This window comes from Gilliamella sp. B3022 (assembly GCF_028751545.1).
Taxonomy (GTDB): domain Bacteria; phylum Pseudomonadota; class Gammaproteobacteria; order Enterobacterales; family Orbaceae; genus Gilliamella.
In genome coordinates this window covers 154,897-174,952 of the sequence record NZ_CP071867.1, presented here as the reverse complement: position 1 = coordinate 174,952, position 20,056 = coordinate 154,897, and the positions used below count along the sequence as shown (strand labels likewise).

The 20,056-nt window shown below is 34.3% G+C and carries 21 protein-coding genes; 14 read left to right on the top strand and 7 right to left on the bottom strand.

From position 1 onward, the window contains the following. Positions 1–957 carry a glutathione synthase gene (gshB, locus tag J4T76_RS00780; protein WP_267341490.1) on the bottom strand — a complete coding sequence of 319 codons (957 nt, stop codon included), beginning with the start codon at positions 955–957 and terminating at the stop codon, positions 1–3. A 194-nt stretch (positions 958–1,151) separates the two neighbouring features. Then, a complete protein-coding gene (gene rsmE, locus J4T76_RS00775) occupies positions 1,152–1,877 on the bottom strand; it encodes a 16S rRNA (uracil(1498)-N(3))-methyltransferase (RefSeq protein ID WP_267356101.1) in 726 nt (241 codons plus the stop codon). Positions 1,878–1,975: 98 nt separating this feature from the next. Between rsmE and folB the strand changes: the two genes are divergently transcribed. The 4 genes from folB (at position 1,976) to J4T76_RS00755 (ending at position 4,062) form a co-directional block, all read left to right on the top strand. Further along, positions 1,976–2,344: a dihydroneopterin aldolase gene (gene folB / locus J4T76_RS00770; RefSeq protein WP_267341488.1), complete on the top strand. Its 369-nt coding sequence runs from the start codon at positions 1,976–1,978 to the stop codon at positions 2,342–2,344. Between the two features lie 15 nt (positions 2,345–2,359). Further along, a complete protein-coding gene (locus tag J4T76_RS00765; RefSeq protein WP_267341487.1) occupies positions 2,360–3,358 on the top strand; it encodes an MBL fold metallo-hydrolase in 999 nt (332 codons plus the stop codon). A 67-nt stretch (positions 3,359–3,425) separates the two neighbouring features. Then, on the top strand, positions 3,426–3,632 hold the full coding sequence (locus J4T76_RS00760) for a hypothetical protein (RefSeq protein WP_267341485.1): 207 nt from the start codon (positions 3,426–3,428) through the stop codon (positions 3,630–3,632). A 1-nt stretch (position 3,633) separates the two neighbouring features. Next, positions 3,634–4,062 carry an EamA family transporter gene (locus J4T76_RS00755; protein WP_267341483.1) on the top strand — a complete coding sequence of 143 codons (429 nt, stop codon included), beginning with the start codon at positions 3,634–3,636 and terminating at the stop codon, positions 4,060–4,062. Positions 4,063–4,147: 85 nt separating this feature from the next. On the opposite strand, the gene moeA is transcribed toward J4T76_RS00755, so the two are convergent. From moeA to rsmI, 3 genes are all read right to left on the bottom strand, one after another. After that, the gene (gene moeA / locus J4T76_RS00750) at positions 4,148–5,374 is read right to left on the bottom strand and encodes a molybdopterin molybdotransferase MoeA (RefSeq protein ID WP_267346053.1); all 1,227 of its coding nucleotides are present in this window, start codon (positions 5,372–5,374) and stop codon (positions 4,148–4,150) included. Positions 5,375–5,522: 148 nt separating this feature from the next. Next, complete coding sequence (gene ychF / locus J4T76_RS00745; RefSeq protein WP_267341480.1) at positions 5,523–6,614, bottom strand: redox-regulated ATPase YchF; 1,092 nt, start codon at positions 6,612–6,614, stop codon at positions 5,523–5,525. A gap of 187 nt (positions 6,615–6,801) precedes the next feature. Beyond that, a complete protein-coding gene (gene rsmI, locus J4T76_RS00740) occupies positions 6,802–7,629 on the bottom strand; it encodes a 16S rRNA (cytidine(1402)-2'-O)-methyltransferase (RefSeq protein ID WP_267341478.1) in 828 nt (275 codons plus the stop codon). A gap of 352 nt (positions 7,630–7,981) precedes the next feature. Between rsmI and nlpD the strand changes: the two genes are divergently transcribed. The 6 genes from nlpD to J4T76_RS00710 all read left to right on the top strand — a co-directional run bounded on the left by nlpD (position 7,982) and on the right by J4T76_RS00710 (position 13,646). Next, on the top strand, positions 7,982–9,118 hold the full coding sequence (nlpD, locus tag J4T76_RS00735; protein WP_443135229.1) for a murein hydrolase activator NlpD: 1,137 nt from the start codon (positions 7,982–7,984) through the stop codon (positions 9,116–9,118). Positions 9,119–9,219: 101 nt separating this feature from the next. Beyond that, positions 9,220–9,972, top strand: coding sequence for a 2,3-diphosphoglycerate-dependent phosphoglycerate mutase (gpmA, locus tag J4T76_RS00730; RefSeq protein ID WP_267341475.1), 753 nt, complete (start codon positions 9,220–9,222; stop codon positions 9,970–9,972). A 98-nt stretch (positions 9,973–10,070) separates the two neighbouring features. After that, positions 10,071–10,649, top strand: a complete 579-nt coding sequence (locus J4T76_RS00725; protein ID WP_267341473.1) for a thymidine kinase — start codon at positions 10,071–10,073, stop codon at positions 10,647–10,649. Positions 10,650–10,830: 181 nt separating this feature from the next. Further along, positions 10,831–12,039 (top strand): aldose 1-epimerase family protein, encoded by a 1,209-nt coding sequence (locus J4T76_RS00720; protein WP_267356102.1) that lies wholly within the window; start codon positions 10,831–10,833, stop codon positions 12,037–12,039. Between the two features lie 581 nt (positions 12,040–12,620). After that, positions 12,621–13,214, top strand: coding sequence for a UbiX family flavin prenyltransferase (locus tag J4T76_RS00715; protein ID WP_267346058.1), 594 nt, complete (start codon positions 12,621–12,623; stop codon positions 13,212–13,214). A gap of 3 nt (positions 13,215–13,217) precedes the next feature. Further along, positions 13,218–13,646 (top strand): pyridoxamine 5'-phosphate oxidase family protein, encoded by a 429-nt coding sequence (locus J4T76_RS00710; RefSeq protein ID WP_267341467.1) that lies wholly within the window; start codon positions 13,218–13,220, stop codon positions 13,644–13,646. 331 nt (positions 13,647–13,977) lie between these two features. Here J4T76_RS00710 and pdxT read toward each other — a convergent pair whose 3' ends face one another. Continuing rightward, positions 13,978–14,571 carry a pyridoxal 5'-phosphate synthase glutaminase subunit PdxT gene (pdxT, locus tag J4T76_RS00705; RefSeq protein WP_267346060.1) on the bottom strand — a complete coding sequence of 198 codons (594 nt, stop codon included), beginning with the start codon at positions 14,569–14,571 and terminating at the stop codon, positions 13,978–13,980. Beyond that, positions 14,571–15,458, bottom strand: coding sequence for a pyridoxal 5'-phosphate synthase lyase subunit PdxS (gene pdxS, locus J4T76_RS00700; RefSeq protein ID WP_267341463.1), 888 nt, complete (start codon positions 15,456–15,458; stop codon positions 14,571–14,573). Before pdxS ends, pdxT begins: the two co-directional genes overlap by 1 nt. 422 nt (positions 15,459–15,880) lie before the next feature. On the opposite strand from pdxS, the gene J4T76_RS00695 reads away from it, so the two are divergent. The 4 genes from J4T76_RS00695 (at position 15,881) to J4T76_RS00680 (ending at position 20,001) form a co-directional block, all read left to right on the top strand. Next, positions 15,881–17,281 carry an aminotransferase-like domain-containing protein gene (locus J4T76_RS00695; protein ID WP_267356103.1) on the top strand — a complete coding sequence of 467 codons (1,401 nt, stop codon included), beginning with the start codon at positions 15,881–15,883 and terminating at the stop codon, positions 17,279–17,281. A gap of 35 nt (positions 17,282–17,316) precedes the next feature. Next, a complete protein-coding gene (locus J4T76_RS00690) occupies positions 17,317–18,537 on the top strand; it encodes an MFS transporter (RefSeq protein ID WP_267356104.1) in 1,221 nt (406 codons plus the stop codon). A 329-nt stretch (positions 18,538–18,866) separates the two neighbouring features. Then, a complete protein-coding gene (locus tag J4T76_RS00685) occupies positions 18,867–19,067 on the top strand; it encodes a SemiSWEET family transporter (protein WP_065739172.1) in 201 nt (66 codons plus the stop codon). Positions 19,068–19,776: 709 nt separating this feature from the next. Then, a complete protein-coding gene (locus J4T76_RS00680; protein WP_267341457.1) occupies positions 19,777–20,001 on the top strand; it encodes a hypothetical protein in 225 nt (74 codons plus the stop codon). The last annotated feature ends 55 nt before the right edge of the window (positions 20,002–20,056 follow it).

Sequence of the window (20,056 nt, the reverse complement as noted above, 5' to 3'; positions counted from 1 at the left end):
TTAACTCAACTTATTTAATCGACGTTCAATGGCATCCATAAGCATGCCAGTAATTGAAAGATTTGGATTTTCTGCTTCAATTTCACGAACACAGGTTGGGCTAGTAACATTAATTTCAGTGAGTTTATCACCGATAATGTCCAAACCTACAAATAATAATCCTTTTTCTTTTAGAGTAGGAGCAACACTTTTAGCAATATGCCAATCACTTTCGTTTAATGCTCTCACTTCACCATGACCACCTGCCGCTAGGTTACCTCGTGTTTCACCTTTTTGTGGTATTCTTGCTAGACAAAAAGGTACAGGTTCACCATCAACAATTAAAACCCGTTTATCCCCATTTGTTATAGCTGGTATATAAGTTTGCGCCATACAATAACGTGTATTGTGTTCAGTTAATGTTTCAATAATAACAGATACGTTTGGATCGCCTTGCTTGATTCTAAAAATTGAAGATCCTCCCATACCGTCCAGTGGTTTTAAAATAATATCAGAATATTGTTGATGAAACGCTTTGATATGTTGAGTTTGCCGAGTGACCAATGTTTCAGGCGTAAATTGCGCAAACCAAGCCGTAAAGAGTTTTTCATTACAATCTCGTAAACTTTGTGGTTTATTAACCACTAATACACCTTTTGCTTCAGCTCGTTCAAGAATATACGTTGCATATATAAATTCGGTATCAAAGGGTGGATCTTTACGCATCAAAATAACATCAAGATCACTCAATGGTATTGTTTGCTCTTCGGTAAAATCAAACCAATGGGAATGGTCGTTATAAACCTTTAATGTCTTTGTCGTTGCGTAAGCTTCGCCATTACGTAAAAAAAGATCATTCATTTCCATATAAAAAAGTTGGTATCCGCGTTTTTGTGCTTCATGTAGCATAGCAAAACTTGTGTCTTTTTTAATTTTAATATGACTAATGGGATCCATTACTATACCAAGCTTAATCATGGTAACTCCTTACTGACTTTATTAGTTTTATCGACATTTATGATGATAACATATATTTAAGTTATACAAGTTTAAAAGTATATTTGAAACATATTATGATATAGTGTTACCCACTATTATGAGAACATTGCTAACTATCATACTCGTAACTGGTCTAGATGCAAATACACATTTATTATCTTATTATTAATTCATTAACCTAAATCACCTAAATACACTTGTAAGGCTGTAATTGCTGTAAGAGCTGCAGTTTCCGTGCGTAATATACGTGGACCAAGTAGTATATCAGTAAAATCAAATCGATGTGTCATATTGATTTCAGCATCAGTCAAACCACCCTCAGGACCAATTAATAAACTAATATTATGTTGATCATAAGGTAATTGCTTAACACCATATTGCGCTTTTGGGTGTAAATTTAACCTTAACGGACTTGTTAAACTTGCGCACCAATTTTCGAGTTTCATTACAGGGTTGATGACGGGTATCACATTACGACCACATTGCTCACAGGCTGAAATCACGATTTTTTGCCATTGTTGGACTTTTTTATTCATTCTTTCTTCGTCTAACTTAACACCACAACGTTCAGATAATAGGGGAGTAATAGTGTTAACGCCTAATTCCACGGATTTTTGAATGGTAAATTCCATTTTTTCGCCACGCGAAATCACTTGTCCTAAATGAATGTTCAAAAGAGATTCACGATTATCTAAAACTGTTTTTGTCGTTTTTACTGTAACTGATTTTTTATTTATTTCATGAATAATAGCAGGGGTGATGTGATTCGAACCATCAAATAAGATGATTTCTTCACCTATTTTCATTCTTAGTACCCGTATAAGATGATTAAACGCATCATCATTTAAAGTAATAAGGCTGTTTTGATTTATGTGAAAAGGTTGAAATATTCGAGTCATAATTACTAATTTCTTCTTATATGTTGCAATAAATTATAGCGTAATTTATCAAGATTCGGTAATCTCTATTTAATGCAGATCAGCAATTGGAATTAACTATGAAAATTAATAGCAAAGACAAAGTAATCGTTGAAGGTCTTACCGTCCTGACAACCATTGGTGTTTATGAATGGGAAAAGACCATAAAACAAAAGTTAATACTTGATATTGAAATGTCATGGGACAATAAACCTGCGGGTGAAAGTGATGATGTTTCACTGTGTTTGGATTATTTTTTGGTAAGTCAAGCGATAACCAGTTTTATTCAATCGACTCAATTTGAGCTTATAGAATGCGTTGCAGAACGTACAGCAGAATTAGTTATACAAAAGTTTGCTGTACAATGGTTAAAAGTGAAAGTTTCAAAACCTAATGCGATTGCTAATGCGTGCAATGTTGCGGTAGTAATTGAACGATCCGCTAGTTAATCGAGGTTTTAATAAATGGTAAACAAGCAAGGTGCTGATAATAATAAAGCACACCGTTTAATTAAAAAATTTGATAATATTGAACCATTTAACATCAATTTTATTAAAACATGGTTGTGGTATCATAGACGAAAAGTGCCAGAGCCAAAAGGAGGGTATCAAGCTTTCAGTCAGACTTGGTGTGAGGCTATTGATCTTACTCTACCCAATGATAGGGTATGGTGGATAGGTCATTCAACGAATTTAATTCGTTTGAATAATAAGATGATTTTAACCGATCCTATTTTTTCTAAGAGAGCCTCACCATTACGAATTTCAGGACCCAAAAGACATACTCCTCCAGCCCTCACGATTGATCAACTACCTAATATTGATTTTGTTTTGATATCGCATAATCACTATGACCATTTGGATAATTATAGTATTCATCAATTGGTTAAGCGATTTCCTAATCTCATCTTGGTTATTCCTTTGGGATTGAAAGAAAAACTTAATAAATGGGGTGCTAAGCAGGTTATTGAACTTAATTGGTATGAATCAATGACATTTGATAATCTCACATTTACTGCAACTCCCGCTAGACATTGGAGTAACCGAGGTCTTTTTGATATTAACACATCATTATGGTGTGGTTGGGTAATGCAGTCAAATGTCAATATTGTTAATAAAACTAAAACGGTTTATTTTATGGGAGATACTGGCTATTCACCAAGTTTAAAAGAGATAGGTCAACGTTTTACTTGTATTGATCTGGCCTTAATTCCAATTGGTGCTTATTCGCCGCGTAGATTGTTGCAATCACAACATATCGATCCTATACAAGCTGTGCAGTTGTATGATGAACTCAATTGTCATGAAGCGGTTGCCATTCACTGGGGAACATTTGAATTATCTGATGAATCATTAGATGAGCCTGCGCAACAATTGTATGAACATCGGGCTGATCGATACTTTCATCTTTTAAAAATAGGTGGCAGTTTAGCTATTAATCATTATGATTCTGGATTAAAATAACTTAAAAAGGTTTGGATTTTAAACCATATTTAGTTTGTTATTCTTTGCAAGAAAATAGGGAGGAGGTATGAAATTAGCAACGTTTGGATTGACTTGTATCATCTTAAGTTTAATTTTAGTAGGATGTGGAGGTAAGAATGATCAAGGGAGAAAGTATCATTGGTCAAAGGCACATGGCGTTTTAGAAGATTGCCAAGGTATGATGCGTAAATCACAACAATGTGAAAATAATTCAAATAATCAGCAGTTCCTTTTCCAAGTCGATAAGTATTAATATGAGTGCATGGCTTATTTATGCTTTACTTTCAGCCATTACCGCAGCTGGTGTGGCGATCTTAGGTAAAATTGGTTTACAGCAACTCGATGCCAATACAGCCACAGCAATTCGCGCTGTTGTTATGGCGATTTTTTTGGTTGGTGTGGTTGTGGTACAAGGAAAACTCAATCTAATTAATACCTTTTTCAATGATAAAAAAGCATTATTCATTATTGCACTTAGTGGTATTGCTGGTGCGTTATCTTGGTTATTTTATTTTATGGCAATTAAAGAAGGTAAAGTATCGCAAGTTGCACCAATCGATAAATTAAGTGTGGTTTTTGCAGTAGTTTTTGCTGCAATTTTATTTGGTGAAAAGATCAGTTTCTTATCTGGCGTGGGGGTAGTAATGATTGCAGTTGGTGCTATTTTAGTTGCTCTTTTCTGATTACTTTTTAACATAAATCACACCCTATTGAAATAGTGTGTGATTTATGTGTTACAAATTAAACTTCTATATTAAATTTACGAAATTACTTAAGCAATGTATTAAATAGTTCAATCGTCACCAACTCACCTTTATTTACATCACCGCGTTCTTGTTCAAGAATAATAAAACAGTTAGCCTGATTGAACGACTTTGTAATATGTGATCCTTGTTGACCAGTACTAATAACTTCTAATTCTCCTTGATCATCAATTTGTAATTTACCACGTTGAAAATCTAACCGACCAATACTTTTTTTAAGATTGTTTGCGGCTTTTACTTTGAAGCTAAAATCAGTATTAGATGTTGTAAGCCCAGAAAGCGCTAAAATTAACGGTTGAACGAGTTGATAAAAAGTCACCAAGGTTGATACTGGATTGCCAGGTAAACCACAAAACAACGCATTGCCAATTTGTCCAAAAGCAAAAGGTTTACCTGGTTTCATAGCAATCTTCCAAAAATTGATATGCCCTAAATCTTCTAATGCTGTTTTGGTAAAATCAGCATCGCCTACCGAAACGCCACCACTAGTTATTACAAGATTTGCTTGATTTGATGCCGTCACTAAAGCTTGTTTAATTCGGATCGGATCATCAGGAATAATACCAAGATCAATAATCTCACAGTTAAGTTTTGTTAATAATAATTTTAATGTGAAACGATTGCTATCATAAATTTTACCTTTGCCTGATAGAGGCATGCCAATTGGCGTGAGTTCATTACCTGTAGAAAAGATAGCCACTTTCAATTTGTTAAAAATGGTCACTTCGCTAATACCCAGCGTTGCCAGTGTTGAAAGTGTAGGTAGTGTTAATTTGGTACCTTGAGTAACCGTTATTGAATCTTTTTTTACATCTTCACCACATCGACGAATATTGTCACCAGATTTGATTTCTTTTAAAAAACAGATTCCTAAATCAGATTGTTTTGTATGTTCTTGCATTACAACTGCATCCGCTTCAATAGGTACAGGGGCACCAGTCATGATACGTAAACAAGTACCTTCGGGCCATTGTAAATGACCAATATCATCACCCGCAAAAATAGCACTAGCTACTGGTAAAATTTTTGATTGCTGTAGATCCGATAGTCTGACTGCGTACCCATCCATTGCTGAATTATCAAATTCTGGTACATTAATTGGCGAAATTATGGGTGTGGCTGTTATTCTGTCTAAAGCGTCAAACAAGGAAACATTCTGAAAAGTCAGTGGTTGCGCTTCAGTAGCGGTTTGTAACATATTTAGTTTAGCTTGTTTGTAGTTGAGTAACATTGATGTGTGCTTTCCTTATGTAAATAATCCGTTATTTTGACAAGAAGTTTCAGGTTAGGTATACGTTTAAGTAAAAAACTTTATTATATTCAATCTTAATGATAACTCAATGTCACAACGTCGCCAAAAGGCGACGTAAGATAGATGACTATACATTAAATAAAAAGTTCATAATATCGCCATCTTGTACGATATAGTCTTTACCTTCAGAACGCATTTTTCCTGCTTCTTTAGCACCTTGTTCACCACCATATTTGATAAAATCATCAAAAGCAATGGTTTGTGCCCGAATAAAGCCTTTTTCAAAGTCGGTATGAATTTTACCCGCTGCTTGTGGGGCTGTATCACCTACGGAGATTGTCCATGCACGAACTTCTTTCACACCCGCGGTAAAATAAGTCTGCAAATTCAGTAAGCTATAACCAGCTCGGATAACGCGATTTAAGCCAGGTTCAGTTAAACCCAAATCATTCATGAATTCATCACGATCAGCATCATCAAGCTCGGCAAGTTCCGCTTCAATTGCTGCACATACAGGAACAACAACAGACTTTTCTTGAGCTGCTATTGCTTTTACTTTCTCTAAATAAGGATTATTTTCAAATCCATCTTCATTAACATTAGCAATGTACATGGTCGGTTTTAAAGTTAAAAAGCTCAAGTATTTAACTGCATCAAGCTCTTCTTTACTCAAATCCAAAAGCAACAGTTTTTTTCCATGCTCTAAATGGGGTAAGCATTTTTCAAGAATTTCGAGTTCAAACTTAGCATCTTTATCTCCACCTTTAGCACGTTTTTGTAAACGTGTCATTGCTCGTTCGCAGGCTTCTAAATCGGCTAATGCAAGTTCTGTATTTATGATTTCAATATCTTCAGCCGGATCAATTTTACCCGCAACATGAATAATATTTTCATTTTCAAAACAACGAACAACATGACCAATGGCTTCAGTTTCACGAATATTAGCTAAAAATTGATTACCTAAACCTTCGCCTTTTGAAGCTCCCTTTACTAATCCTGCAATATCAACAAATTCCATAGTTGTCGGTAAGGTGCGTTGAGGTTTAACAATTTTAGCCAGCTCATCTAAACGTGGATCGGGCATTGGTACTACACCCGTATTGGGTTCGATAGTACAAAATGGAAAGTTAGCTGCTTCAATGCCTGCTTTGGTTAGTGCGTTAAAAAGAGTTGACTTGCCGACATTTGGTAGTCCGACGATACCACATTTAAATCCCATACTAGTTGTTACCTTTAATTAAAAATGTCTTGAATATAAGGGGTAATTATATACTAAATCATGCTATTTATGCCAATGTTCTTATTGACATATTGGTTATAGATATGCATTAGATAGTGATGTATTTTTTAACTCGTTACTCTGCTTAAATTTGTTATACCTGAAGAGCATTATTTAACTTGTTAAATTAATCTTCAAAATTCAAACCAATTTGATAGAGTTGATTCTTTTTTAGACCATAAATTTCAGCAGTAATAGCCGCTGCTTTTTTTAATGGTAGCTCTTTTTGTAATAATTTGAGGGTATTGATGGCTTTCGGATCAATATCATTATTAACTTCTGTATAGCCAGCGACAATTAAGACAAATTCACCTTTTTGACGAGAAGGATCTTGATTTAACCAGTTAATGAGTTCATTGACAGGAAAGCTAACAATGGTTTCCCATGTTTTGGTAAGTTCCTTAGCTAAAACAATTTGCTTATCGGCACCAAAAATAGTTTGCATATCTTTCAGTGTGTCTAATAAGCGGTGGGTCGATTCATAAAAAATCAGAGTGCGAGGTTCAGTAATTAATGAAGCTAAGCTATCTTGTCGTGCTTTACTTTTAGCAGGTAAGAATCCTTCATAAATAAACTTATCGGACGGTAATCCAGCTACCGACAGTGCTGCAATCGCAGCACAAGCTCCAGGAATCGGAACTACTTTTATATCATTTTCACGGCAAGTTTTCACTAAATGATAGCCAGGATCATTGATTAATGGCGTTCCAGCATCTGAAATCAATGCAATTGAAAGACCTGATTGAAGTTTTTCAATCAGAATATGTACTTTTTCTTGTTCATTATGATCATGCAGGGAGAAAAGTTTCGCCTTAATACCTAAATGTTGTAATAATAAACCGCTATGGCGGGTATCTTCAGCAGCGATCAGATCAACACCTTTCAGTGTATCAATTGCTCTAAGGGTAATATCATCTAAATTTCCAATGGGTGTAGCAACAATATATAAAGTCATTAATTTGAGTCACATTAAAATTTCATAGAAAATAGAATAAATCTACTGTACGAACAAGTATTTTATTGTATATACTCACCACTTTCAAAAATAAATTCTATTTTCTGCTATTTGTTATAATAGTGATAATAAATAAAGATGTTGCTGATTAAATGTTGACTATTTGTCGAACAACCCATTGATAATCGAGAACAGAGGGTATATTTGTGCGAATTTAGTAGAAATTCGATGGATCGTAGTTGATTTAAATTGTATCTTTAACTATTTTATTATAGCTAGCATAACAAGGACCCGATATAATAGCTTTATATATTAAAAATGATAGATTATGCTCTTAAAACAATATTAACGAATGAAAGGTACTGCTTTGAAAAAGATTCTTACGCTAACTTGTTTAAGCTTGGTCATTACTGCCTGTACACAATCCAATCCTGCTCAAATTGAAGATATTTCGGATTTTCCTAGTAATTCATCAGAAACAGGTTATTCTAAACCTCCTGTTAATATTTCTACTGGAAGCGGGATTTCTGCACCTTCAGTATCATCAAATGCTCATTCAAAACCGGCACCTGACTCAGTAATGACGTCAAGCTCCAATAGTAATGATGCGAATAATCATGTTAATAATACAAACAGTAATAATGGTGTTGTTGTAACTAACGAACGTGTTTCATATAACCGTAATTATGATGAAATTCCTAAAGGTGGTTATCAAGGTGATACTTATACTGTAAGTCGAGGTGACACATTATATTATATTGCATGGGTAACGGGGAATGATTATCGTTCTTTAGCGGCTAAAAATAATATTAAGAAACCTTATTCCGTTGTAGTTGGACAGGTATTGGATGTAAGTGGGGGAACAACTGTTGTCACACAAAAAGTAACCAGCAATCAAACGACTCAACAAGTGGTAGCTGCCAATCCTCAGTCTACATCAACAGTAATTAAAACTACACCTATCTTAACTACTACCACTACCACTACCACTACCACATCGGGTAAAAATCAAACAACGCCTAATGTTGTTCAGACCGTTGAAACTGTTACTGAACCAGTTAATAGTAGTACAAATAACATAACAACCAATTCGTCAGATACTGGAAAGTCTGTTTCTAAAGTTGCAAATATTTCATGGCAATGGCCGGCAAAAGGCAAAATTATTGAAAAATTTTCTAATTCTAGCAAAGGGATAGATATTGCTGGCGGATTAGGGAATAAAGTAATGGCTGCCGCAGATGGTCGCGTGGTTTATTCAGGTAATGCTTTACCAGGTTATGGTAATTTAATTATTATAAAACATAATGATGATTACTTAACGGCATATGCACACAACCAGTCGATTTTGGTGAAAGAGCAACAAGCGGTTAGAGCTGGAGAGCAGATTGCGACAATGGGCGCCACGGGAACTTCGTCAGTGAGATTGCATTTTGAAATTCGTTATAAAGCAAAATCCGTTGATCCTTTAAAATATCTATCAAAAAATTAATCATTATTAACTGTAAAACAGTTAATATATCGAATTTACAAGTATTATAAAGATTATTTAAGTTAAACAGTTTTATTCTACGTAACAAAGGAGTTAGACTCATGGCAGTAAAAAAATTAGTTCTTATTCGACATGGAGAAAGTGTTTGGAATCAAGAAAACCGTTTTTGTGGTTGGACTGATGTTGATTTATCTGATAAAGGTAATAAAGAAGCAGCTGAAGCAGGTAAATTATTGAAACAAGAAGGTTTCCAATTTGATTATGCTTATACTTCTGTTTTAAAACGTGCAATTCACACTTTATGGCATGTGTTAGATGAAGTTGATCAAGCTTGGTTACCTGTTGAAAAATGTTGGAAATTAAATGAACGTCATTATGGTGCACTACAAGGTCTAAATAAAGCTGAAACTGCGGCTAAATATGGTGATGAGCAAGTAAAATTATGGCGCCGTGGTTTTGCAATTACGCCTCCTGCACTTGAAAAATCGGATGAGCGCTTTCCTGGACATGATTCACGTTATAGCCAATTACCTGAATCAGAATTACCATTGACTGAGAGTCTAGCGTTAACAATCAAACGTGTACTTCCTTATTGGGAATCAACAATTGCACCGCGCGTTGCTAAAGGTGAACGGGTAATCATCGCTGCTCATGGTAACTCTCTTCGTGCTTTAGTTAAACATTTAGACAATATCAGTGACGATGATATTATTGAATTAAATATCCCAACTGGTGTACCATTAGTGTATGAATTTGATGACAACATGAAAGTTATCAAACATTATTACTTAGGTAATGCTGATGAAATCGCAGCAAAACAAGCAGCTGTTGCTAACCAAGGTAAAGCGAAATAATTAAGCTTTAACCATTAAAAAGGTAAGTTATGCAACTTACCTTTTTTCAATCAAAACTATCTCTGTTATCCATTAATTTTATCCTTGAGAGTCTTATTTTGTCGAAAATATACTATATTTATGCCGTAATGAATGCAGGTAAATCTACTGAATTATTACAAATTGACCATAATTACTTAAGTAATAATATGCAGACTTTATTGCTTAAATCTTCGGTCGATACTCGTGATTCGGCAGTTGAAATTGTTTCACGTTTAGGTTTGCGTAAAAAAGCATTACAACTTGATGACAATAGTGTTGATGAAATCATTGAATTAATAAAGAAAAATAATTACGCTTGCATACTCATTGATGAAAGCCAATTTTTATCTCAAAGCACTATCTGGAAACTATCTGATGTGTGTGATGAATACGGTATACCGATGATGTTTTTTGGTTTAAAAACGGATTATATGGGACATTTATTTGAAGGTTCAAAAACATTATTAGAAATTGCCGACAATTTTAGAGAACTAAAAACAGTTTGCTGGTGTGGAAAAAAAGCAACCATGAATTTGCTTGAAGGAAAAGATGGGCAAATTGTTAAGTTTGGTAATTCAATTCATTTAGGGGACAGTGAGTTTCATTCAGTTTGTCGCAAACATTGGAAAGCTGGACAGATTAGACCTAAACAATAATTTTCACAATATTTCACACTTATTCAATCAAACTAATCAATTTGCTGTTTTTATTATTTGATTTTGTAAAAGTGTGAATGACCTCTCATTTTAATGATTTTTCTTTGTCGATTTCTGATGATTTATGTCATATTGACTGAAACGATTCAGTGTTGTTTTCTTAATCATAAGAGGAATTATCATGAGAGTTCAATTAGTTTCATTAGCTGCGATACTTAGTTTAGCTAGTTACAGTGCCGATGCTAAAGAATTCATATTAACGGATGTTGATAAGGGTCTTGCTAAAGGTAACTGGTCAATTTCGAGTCAAGATTTAGGTATAAAAGCGCATAAATTTACTGTCAAAAACACTGTGCTTAAAGGTGGTAAACAAGATGGTACTGAACTTTTAACCATTGCTAGTGACAACCTTACAATCAAATTAATTCCAAGCCGTGGATTAGGTATTTTATCTGTCGTTGGTGATGGCATCCGTCTGGGATGGGATTCACCCGTAGATGAAGTTGTCAATCCTAAATACCTAAATTTGGAAAGTCGCGGTGGATTAGGTTGGTTAGATGGTTTTAACGAATTGATGGTACGTTGTGGTTTTGAGTGGACTGGTCATGCAGTGCAAGCCGATGGCATGATGTATACACTTCATGGACGAGCACAAAATACTCCAGTATCAAAATTGATTGTTAATGTATTAGACAAAGCACCCTATACCATATCAGTAAAAGGATTAATTAAAGAAAATACTTTCAAAAAAAGTAATTTAGAAACTTGGGTATCACTGAGTTACATGCCAGGTAATAAAGATTTCACTGTTCATGATGTGGTTACCAATAAGGGCGATTATGCTCGTGATTATCAAATTATTTATCACAGCAATTATGGCACACCGATTCTTGAAGAGGGCGCTCGATTTGTTGCACCAGTAAAAGAAATTTCCCCCTTTAATGATTACGCCAAAGAAGGCTTAAAAACATGGCAAACGTATTTAGGTCCAACTAAAAATTTTGATGAAATGGTCTTTAATATTTATCCTTATGCCGATGATCAAGGACAGACTCAAGTAATGATTACTAACAAAGGGGGGGATAAAGGCGCTGGTATATCGTTTAATACCAATCAATTACCTGTTTTTACCTTGTGGAAAAATACTGATACTCTAAAACAAGGATATGTAACAGGATTAGAACCTGGAACCAGTTTTGCTTATCCAGTTACGATTGAGCGTGAACAAAAACGTGTCCGCCAATTAGAACCAGGGCAAAGTACCGAATTCACCTTAGTTTACAGTTTATTATCAAGTAAAAAAGCTGTTGAGCAATATGAAGCACAAATTAAGTCCATACAAAGTAATCAAGAAACCAAAGTGATTGAAACACCACTGGCGAAAGAATAAATTTGTGGAACACAACTAACAGGGAAGTTAGTTGAAATATAATTGTTTATTACTTCATAAATCGATTATTTTCATGCTCATGAACGCATCGTTATTTATTGGCAAATCTTGCTATTTTTTAACAAAAAAATGCATATAACATTGATTCGATACAATAAATTATCTCATTAAGGTTCAAAATCAATTATCTACGTAGATGCTCACTTGATAGCGACCTCTTATATCGGTATGATTATTTATATTTAATTATTTAAAATCAATTTTTGAAATTTATAAACGTTAAATGCAGCTTGAATAATTATCAAGAGTTATCTGATTTTATCGTGTTTGAAATGATTGATATTATTATGGTAAATCCAAGAGAATTTTTATGATTTACGATAGGTGATTAATCAACTAACACAATTTTTTATAGACTGGTGACAACTGATATTGTCTCTGACCCTATGACAAAATTAGAGGGTATTTATCGTTGTTTTGATTGCACGTTCTCCTTTATTGAAAAACAGAATTGGAATGAGTGCGTTTTCAATAAGTTGATATAAAAGTTTGGCTTGATTTTAAATAAAATAGGAATGAATATGACAGTAAAACGACTAGTAATTGGTATCAGTGGCGCAACGGGTTTTGCTTATGGCATTAAAGCTTTAGAGCTTTTAAAACCATTGGATATTGAAACACATCTAGTAATTTCAAAAGCTGCACAATTAACGCGCTCTTACGAAATACCTACTATGAGTTTGACTCAAATTGAATCATTGGCGGACAAAGTTTATTCCGTCAATAATGTTGGTGCAGCTATTGCTAGTGGTTCCTTCAAGACTATGGGCATGCTCGTTGCACCTTGCTCAATGCGATCTTTAGCTGCAATAGCCCAGAGTTTATCGGATAATTTATTAACTCGTGCGGCAGATGTCGTACTAAAAGAACGTCGCCGTTTGGTAGTAATGATAAGGGAATCCCCCCTTCATTTAGGCCATATAAAAAACATGGAGATGGTCACTCTAATGGGGGGAGTGATCTTTCCACCTGTACCAGCACTTTATCAACATATTGACAGTATTGATGATATGATCACCCACAGTGTAGCACGAGCCCTTGATCTGTTTGATATCGATATCCCGTCACTACCACGCTGGGGTGAAGATATGCACTTAAATATCAAGCCAGAATAACGTATGTTAATCGATCCTAAGATTCTTAAATTTATCAAAATTAACCATATATTAACACTGAGTGTCATAACACCAGATAATTCACCATGGGCGTGTAATGTGTTTTATGTATTGGATGAGGTGCCGTTTAATTTGTATTTTTTAACTGAATTAAAAACAGAGCATGCTAAGGCGATGTTAATGCACCCGAATGTAGCAGGCACTATTACAGTTGAACCTAAAACAATTGCTCAGATTCAAGGGATCCAATTTCTGGCACAAGCAAAACAGTTACAAGGTGAGCAAGCTAAAGATGCTTATAGACAATACTATCGTGCATTTCCCTTTGCCAGAATGATGAAGGCACCAATTTGGTCTTTACAGCTGCAACAGATAAAAATGACGAACAATCTTTTAGGTTTTGCCCATAAAACGCATTGGCAACGAAAGTGAATTCTAGTTGATAGTAGCTCAGTAATAAAAAGTCAATGGCTTAAATTTAAACATGTTAAACTTCTATCTCATCAAGTTTTACAGGAGTTTTTCATGCTTATTTGGGTTGTATTTAAAAAATAGAATGATAGAAAGTATTCTGATATTTAGTATTCATGCAACAAGTAAAACAGCAATTTGCTTCTAAAAATAATCTCAATTATCAGATACCCTTACCCAACATTAAACAGACACAAAATTTAACTCAAAACTAACAGATTATAACTTTCTGTTAGTTTACTGGGTAATGCTCAGTTAGAATTAAATTAATGCTCAATCTTACTAAGATTTATTAACAGCTGTTTACAAAATATTGCGTAATGCGATTGTCTTGTGTTAATTCAGGATGAAATGCACAAACCAAAATTTTACCTTGCTTAGCCATTACACAACGCCCATCAATAAAAGCAAGTTGTTCCACTTGTTTACTTGCTTTGGCAATATAAGGAGCACGAATAAAAACTGCTGGAATTTTTTTGCCGATTAACTTAACATCTAACCGTGTTTCAAAGCTGCTAATTTGTCGACCAAAACCATTACGTTCAACATTAATATCGATTAACGAAAGCTGTTCGATTTCATTATGGGTGGTCGTTTTTCCACATAATACTAATCCAGCACATGTTCCTAAAATACCTTTACCTTGTTGAACAAATTGTTTAATGGGCTCAAACAGTCCATTTTGTTTTATCAAACGGCTAATTGTAGTTGATTCTCCACCAGGAATAATCAAACCGTTTAGTTTAGCTAATTGCTCAGGATTTTTCACTGCTATCGCTTGCACGTTATCTAAACTGTTTAGCATAGTGATGTGTTCACTCACTGCTCCTTGTAAATTGAGCACACCAATTTTTTTAAAATGATTGGATATTTTCGATTTTGTCATTACCAACCTCGTTCTTGCATACGTTCCGATTCGGTAAGTTTACTGATGTCTATTCCTTTCATTGCTTCACCTAAGCCTTTTGATAATTCTACCAAACGTGGGTAATCATCAAAATAGGTTGTCGCTTGCACAATTGCTTTAGCAAATTTTTCAGGATTTTGTGATTTAAAAATACCGGAACCAACAAATACGCCATCAGCCCCTAGTTGCATCATCAGTGCTGCATCGGCAGGAGTTGCTATGCCTCCAGCAGCAAAATTGACAACTGGTAATTTCTCAAGTTGTTTGATCTGTTCGACAAGCTCAAAGGGTGCACCAATTTCTTTAGCAAAAGTCATCAATTCATCGTTCGATTTACTGATAACTATTCGAAGTTGCTCATTAACTTTACGCATATGGCGCACCGCTTCAACAATATTACCCGTACCGGGCTCGCCTTTGGTTCGTAACATTGATGCTCCTTCACCAATGCGGCGCAATGCTTCGCCTAAATCACGACAACCACAAACAAATGGCACGGAAAAATGGCTTTTAAGCAAATGATATTGTTCATCGGCAGGGGTTAATACTTCACTTTCATCAATATAATCGACGCCTAATGATTCTAACATCCTAGCTTCAACAATATGCCCAATACGTGCTTTTGCCATGACAGGAATCGTCACTGCCTTCATTACCTGCTCTACTATCGTTGGATCCGCCATTCGGGCAACACCTCCAGATGCTCGTATGTCTGATGGTACTCGTTCTAAAGCCATTACAGCAACAGCCCCTGCTTGCTCGGCAATTTTGGCTTGTTCGGCATTAACAACATCCATAATTACCCCTCCTTTTTGCATTCGAGCCATGCCACGTTTAACCGTTTGGGTACCTGTCACTTGATTCATATTTGCTCCTAGTAAAGTTCTGAATAATAAAGTTTGTGAGTTGGTTTTTATTATTCATAAAGATAAGAGTGGAATAAACGGCCAATTGGACTATAATTAACCCATCCAATTTTATTTTTGTGTTCGGTTTAAATCAGGCAGTTGGAATGCATTTTTAAACATTACTTAAATAACTTTTGTCTCAAAACGATAATTTCGTTTTGCAATGCAGATCGCAACAAAGTTTATATCATCAATAAAAGAATTATACGCTTGAGCCAACTTATCGGTTTCTTTGTTCGAAATAAAATTTTTTTATATGAAAAGGCATTTTACATCGTCAAAAAATAACCTTATAAAAATCATAATGGCAGTAGAAAAAACACAATTAATAATCGTTTCAAAAAATTAAATTTATCACCACGATACAAAAAGAGCAAAATATGTGGCATAAACAAAAACTTGAACCTTTTAAAGGTCCATTATTCAAAAAAGTTATTCAACTCATTGAATATTATATTGAACAGGGGATTTTAATTTCTGGTGAGAAATTACTTTCGGAGCGAGAACTGGCTAAACAATTGCAGGTTAATCGCTCAACAATTGTACATGCGTTGAACCTTTTAACTGAACACGGTGTATTAATTCGTAAACGAGGTAGCGGTACTTATATAAATAATCAGAAATGGGGGGTACAAGTTTACTCGACAATTAATTGGCGTTTACCTAGGCATTTTTATCAAAACAAACAAACACTGTATCAGCAAAAAATTGACAAAATACGAAACAGCAAAAATCAAATATATGATCTTGCTAATGGAGATTTACCCACAGATTTAATCCCTAAATTACATTTACCCAACATTTCGTCGCAAGAATTAATTATGCACGAAAAACAGAGTGATTTGATGCAGTTGGGTTTACCTTCTCTCAAAGAACAGATTGCAAACTACATGAAAACCTGTTTTGCTATGAAAGTTAATCGTGATGAGATCCTAATTACTTCAGGTACTCAGCAATCATTATTTTTAATTACGCAGGGTTTACTGAAACCAGGAGATGCGATAGGCATAGAATCTCCTTCATACTTTTATTCTTTACCATTATTTCAAGCGGCCGGATTACGATTATATGGTATAGAATGTGATCATCAAGGCATAGTGCTTGAAAGTTTAACAAAAGTAGTCGAACAACATCAAGTTAAATGGTTGTTTTTAAATCCTGTATTTCAAAATCCAATGGGATTTGTTATGAGTGATAAACGAAAAAAGAGAATACTTGATTTTTGTCGTTCACAATGTATTGGTATTGTCGAAGATGATGCCTATAGTAATTTAGCCTTTAAGAATAATTTAGCGATTTCGCCGATTAAAAAATTTGATAATAGTGATCAGGTCATTTATTTAGGCTCATTATCTAAATATATCGGTCGAAATATTCGAATTGGATGGATGATTGCTCCTAGAACCGTTATTGAAAACCTAGCTAAAATCCGCCAACATATAGATTCAGGATTAAGTATTTTACCTCAGTTATTGGCAGAACAATATTTGCAAAACCATTATCTAGCCCATCAACAATTGTTACGCCATAAATTAAAATGCCGATCAGAGCAATTAATAGATTGGTTAAACTCGAAATTCAATGGTGAGATAACTTATCAAGTGTCATTAGGTGGATTTCATTTATATGCCAATTTACCGGTGACAAATCCGGTTCAAGAATTAATGTTTTTAAATCAACTGTTATCACAAGGTATGATAGTTGCACAAGGTTCAGATTTTGGGGATAGCTTAGGTAAAGTCAGATTGAGTTATGGACATTTTATTCAGAATTTGATTTGATGAGCAAATTCAAATTATTTTATCTGTTAATTATCATGGAAAATTTCAAAGTATCATCATTATCGATTAATAAACTGTTATTTGTTGCTGGCACAGGTTGGCTGTTTGATGCAATGGATATTGGGTTATTATCTTTTATTTTAGCCGCGTTAAAGCAAGATTGGGGGCTTTCCCCTGCTCAATTAGGTTGGATCGGCAGTGTTAACTCTATCGGCATGGCGGTTGGGGCATTTGTATTTGGTATTTATGCTGATCAAAAAGGGCGAAAATCGGCCTTTTTGTTCACCTTACTCATGTTTAGTATTGCCAGTGGATTAAGTGCCTTTGCATGGGGACTTGGTAGCTTACTTATATTACGATTTTTTATTGGTATGGGATTAGGTGGCGAATTGCCTGTTGCATCCACTCTGGTAAGTGAAAGTGTGGCACCAGAAGTACGCGGTAGGGTAGTTGTTTTATTGGAAAGTTTTTGGGCTATTGGTTGGGTACTTGCGGCATTGATTGCTTATTTTCTTATTCCTCTTCCAACCGTTGGCTGGCGAGGAGCGATGATAATTTGTGCTGCTCCTGCTTTTTATGCCCTTTATTTACGATTTAACTTACCTGATTCACCAACCTATATACAGTTAAATTCTGATGCCAAAAAAGATTCCATTTTGAATAAAATGCGGTCATTGTTATCTACAAAATTTCTTCGTCAAACATTAATGCTATGGATTGTTTGGTTTTGCGTAGTCTTTTCTTACTATGGCATGTTTTTATGGTTGCCAAGCGTTATGATGATAAAAGGGTTTGGTATGGTCAAAAGCTTTAAATATATTTTATTAATGACTCTTGCTCAGTTACCTGGTTATTTCACCGTTGCATGGCTGATTGAACGTTTCGGGCGCAAATGGGTATTAGTTACCTATTTATTTGGTACATTAATAAGCGCTTATCTGTTTGGCGTTTCCGAATCTGCACATCAGTTATTCGTTTTTGGTGCATTACTTTCGTTCTTTAATTTAGGTGCATGGGGAGCGATGTACGCTTATACGCCAGAACAATACACAACCAATATTCGTGCGACGGGTGCTGGAATAGCGGCATCAATTGGTCGTATCGGCGGTATTTTAGGTCCGTTAATGGTAGGTTTATTAATGGCAAATAATGTATCAATTAGTCAGATTTTTGGGCTTTTTAGTTTATCGATCTTAGTAGCAATTATCAGTATTGTATTTTTAGGTTATGAAACGAAACAAACTAAACTAAACTAATTATTGTTAATTTAACAACTATCACCAATCGTTGAAATAAATTGATTTGTGTGGTTTTGATCGTACAAACCGATAAACCACACAATGCATTTTATAACTTAATGAATAATTAAAATATTCTATAGATGATGCAATCTCATCTGATTATCCCGTTAATTTGTTTTAGCGATAATGAGCTCTTTTGACCGAGATCGTGTAATTGCAGGCAATACTATACCTGACTATAATCATTTCAAAATCTTTAGAAAATTAAAAAGGGGACAATTTTGAAACTATCAGAAAAAGCTTTCCATTATTTAGGTATTATCGCAACGGCAGCTTCGTTATGTATGTATATTTCTTATATCCCGCAAATTATTGACAATCTTCATGGATTAAAATCTAATCCTACGCAACCCTTAGCTGCTGCGATCAACTGTTTACTGTGGGTATTTTATGGATTATTACGGGAAAAGAAAGATTGGCCAATTGCTATTGCTAATTCTCCTGGTGTAATATTTGGCTTTATTGCATTTTTAACCGCGTTATAAATTCTGGTGAGGTAATATGACAATCAATATTTGTATTGATTGTCGCTTATTTGTTGCTTTTTTCGTGAATTAAAAGGTTTATCATATCAATCCCAGTAAGTGAAAAATAATTAAATCGTTGCAATTAACTGTTTACTACAAATTTAAGTATTACAATAAAGATATGGATTGATTAATTTAAATATTAACTATTGAGAATTCTTGTTGCCTTTATGGTATTTTTCACCACTTTGAATAAGAATAATTATAATCAACAATCAATATTAATATGTGGTTGTTGCTTTTTTATTGCAATTTTTAGGATAAAAAGATTGACTCTTTAAAAAAAATAAGAAAAAAATACTTGCTTTTTCACCTGATATGTAATTGAAAATTTAAGTGGTCACTATTTGGCCTTTAAAAAATAATATTATAAATCAATATGATAAAGAGTTATCAACAGGTTTGTTAAATACTTATCAAATAGTATAGTGAATAATTTTGGGGATATATCATTAAAAAAATTTTATTAATGATTAATATTTGTCCATTGTAAAGAGTTTAATATACTATTATAGTAAAAGTGCTAATAATACTTTGATAAGGATTTAAATTTTAGGATTGATGGAACTTGTTATTCGAAGAAGTTGATGATATTAACCTTAAAGACTGGCTAATTTAAGCGAATCGTTGTTAAGTAGGTAATGACAAGACAAAAGGAATGAATATTATGACTGAGATAAATTTTTCAGATGACCTGATTAGAGAATTCATCTACTCCGTATATCGTAAAGAGGTATTGTTAAATTTAAAAGGCGTAGTATTAACTCAAGATGATCGTAAAAAATTGCACGAAAAAAGGGATTTTGTGAATAATTTATCGGAAGATGAGTTAAACGATATTCGTTCTTGGATTGTGAATAGATTGAAATTATTGGAAATTCAACACTTGTAAACGCTATTTCATTTTTTTATATTAGGCTTATCTTTATTTGCTTTTATAAACAATT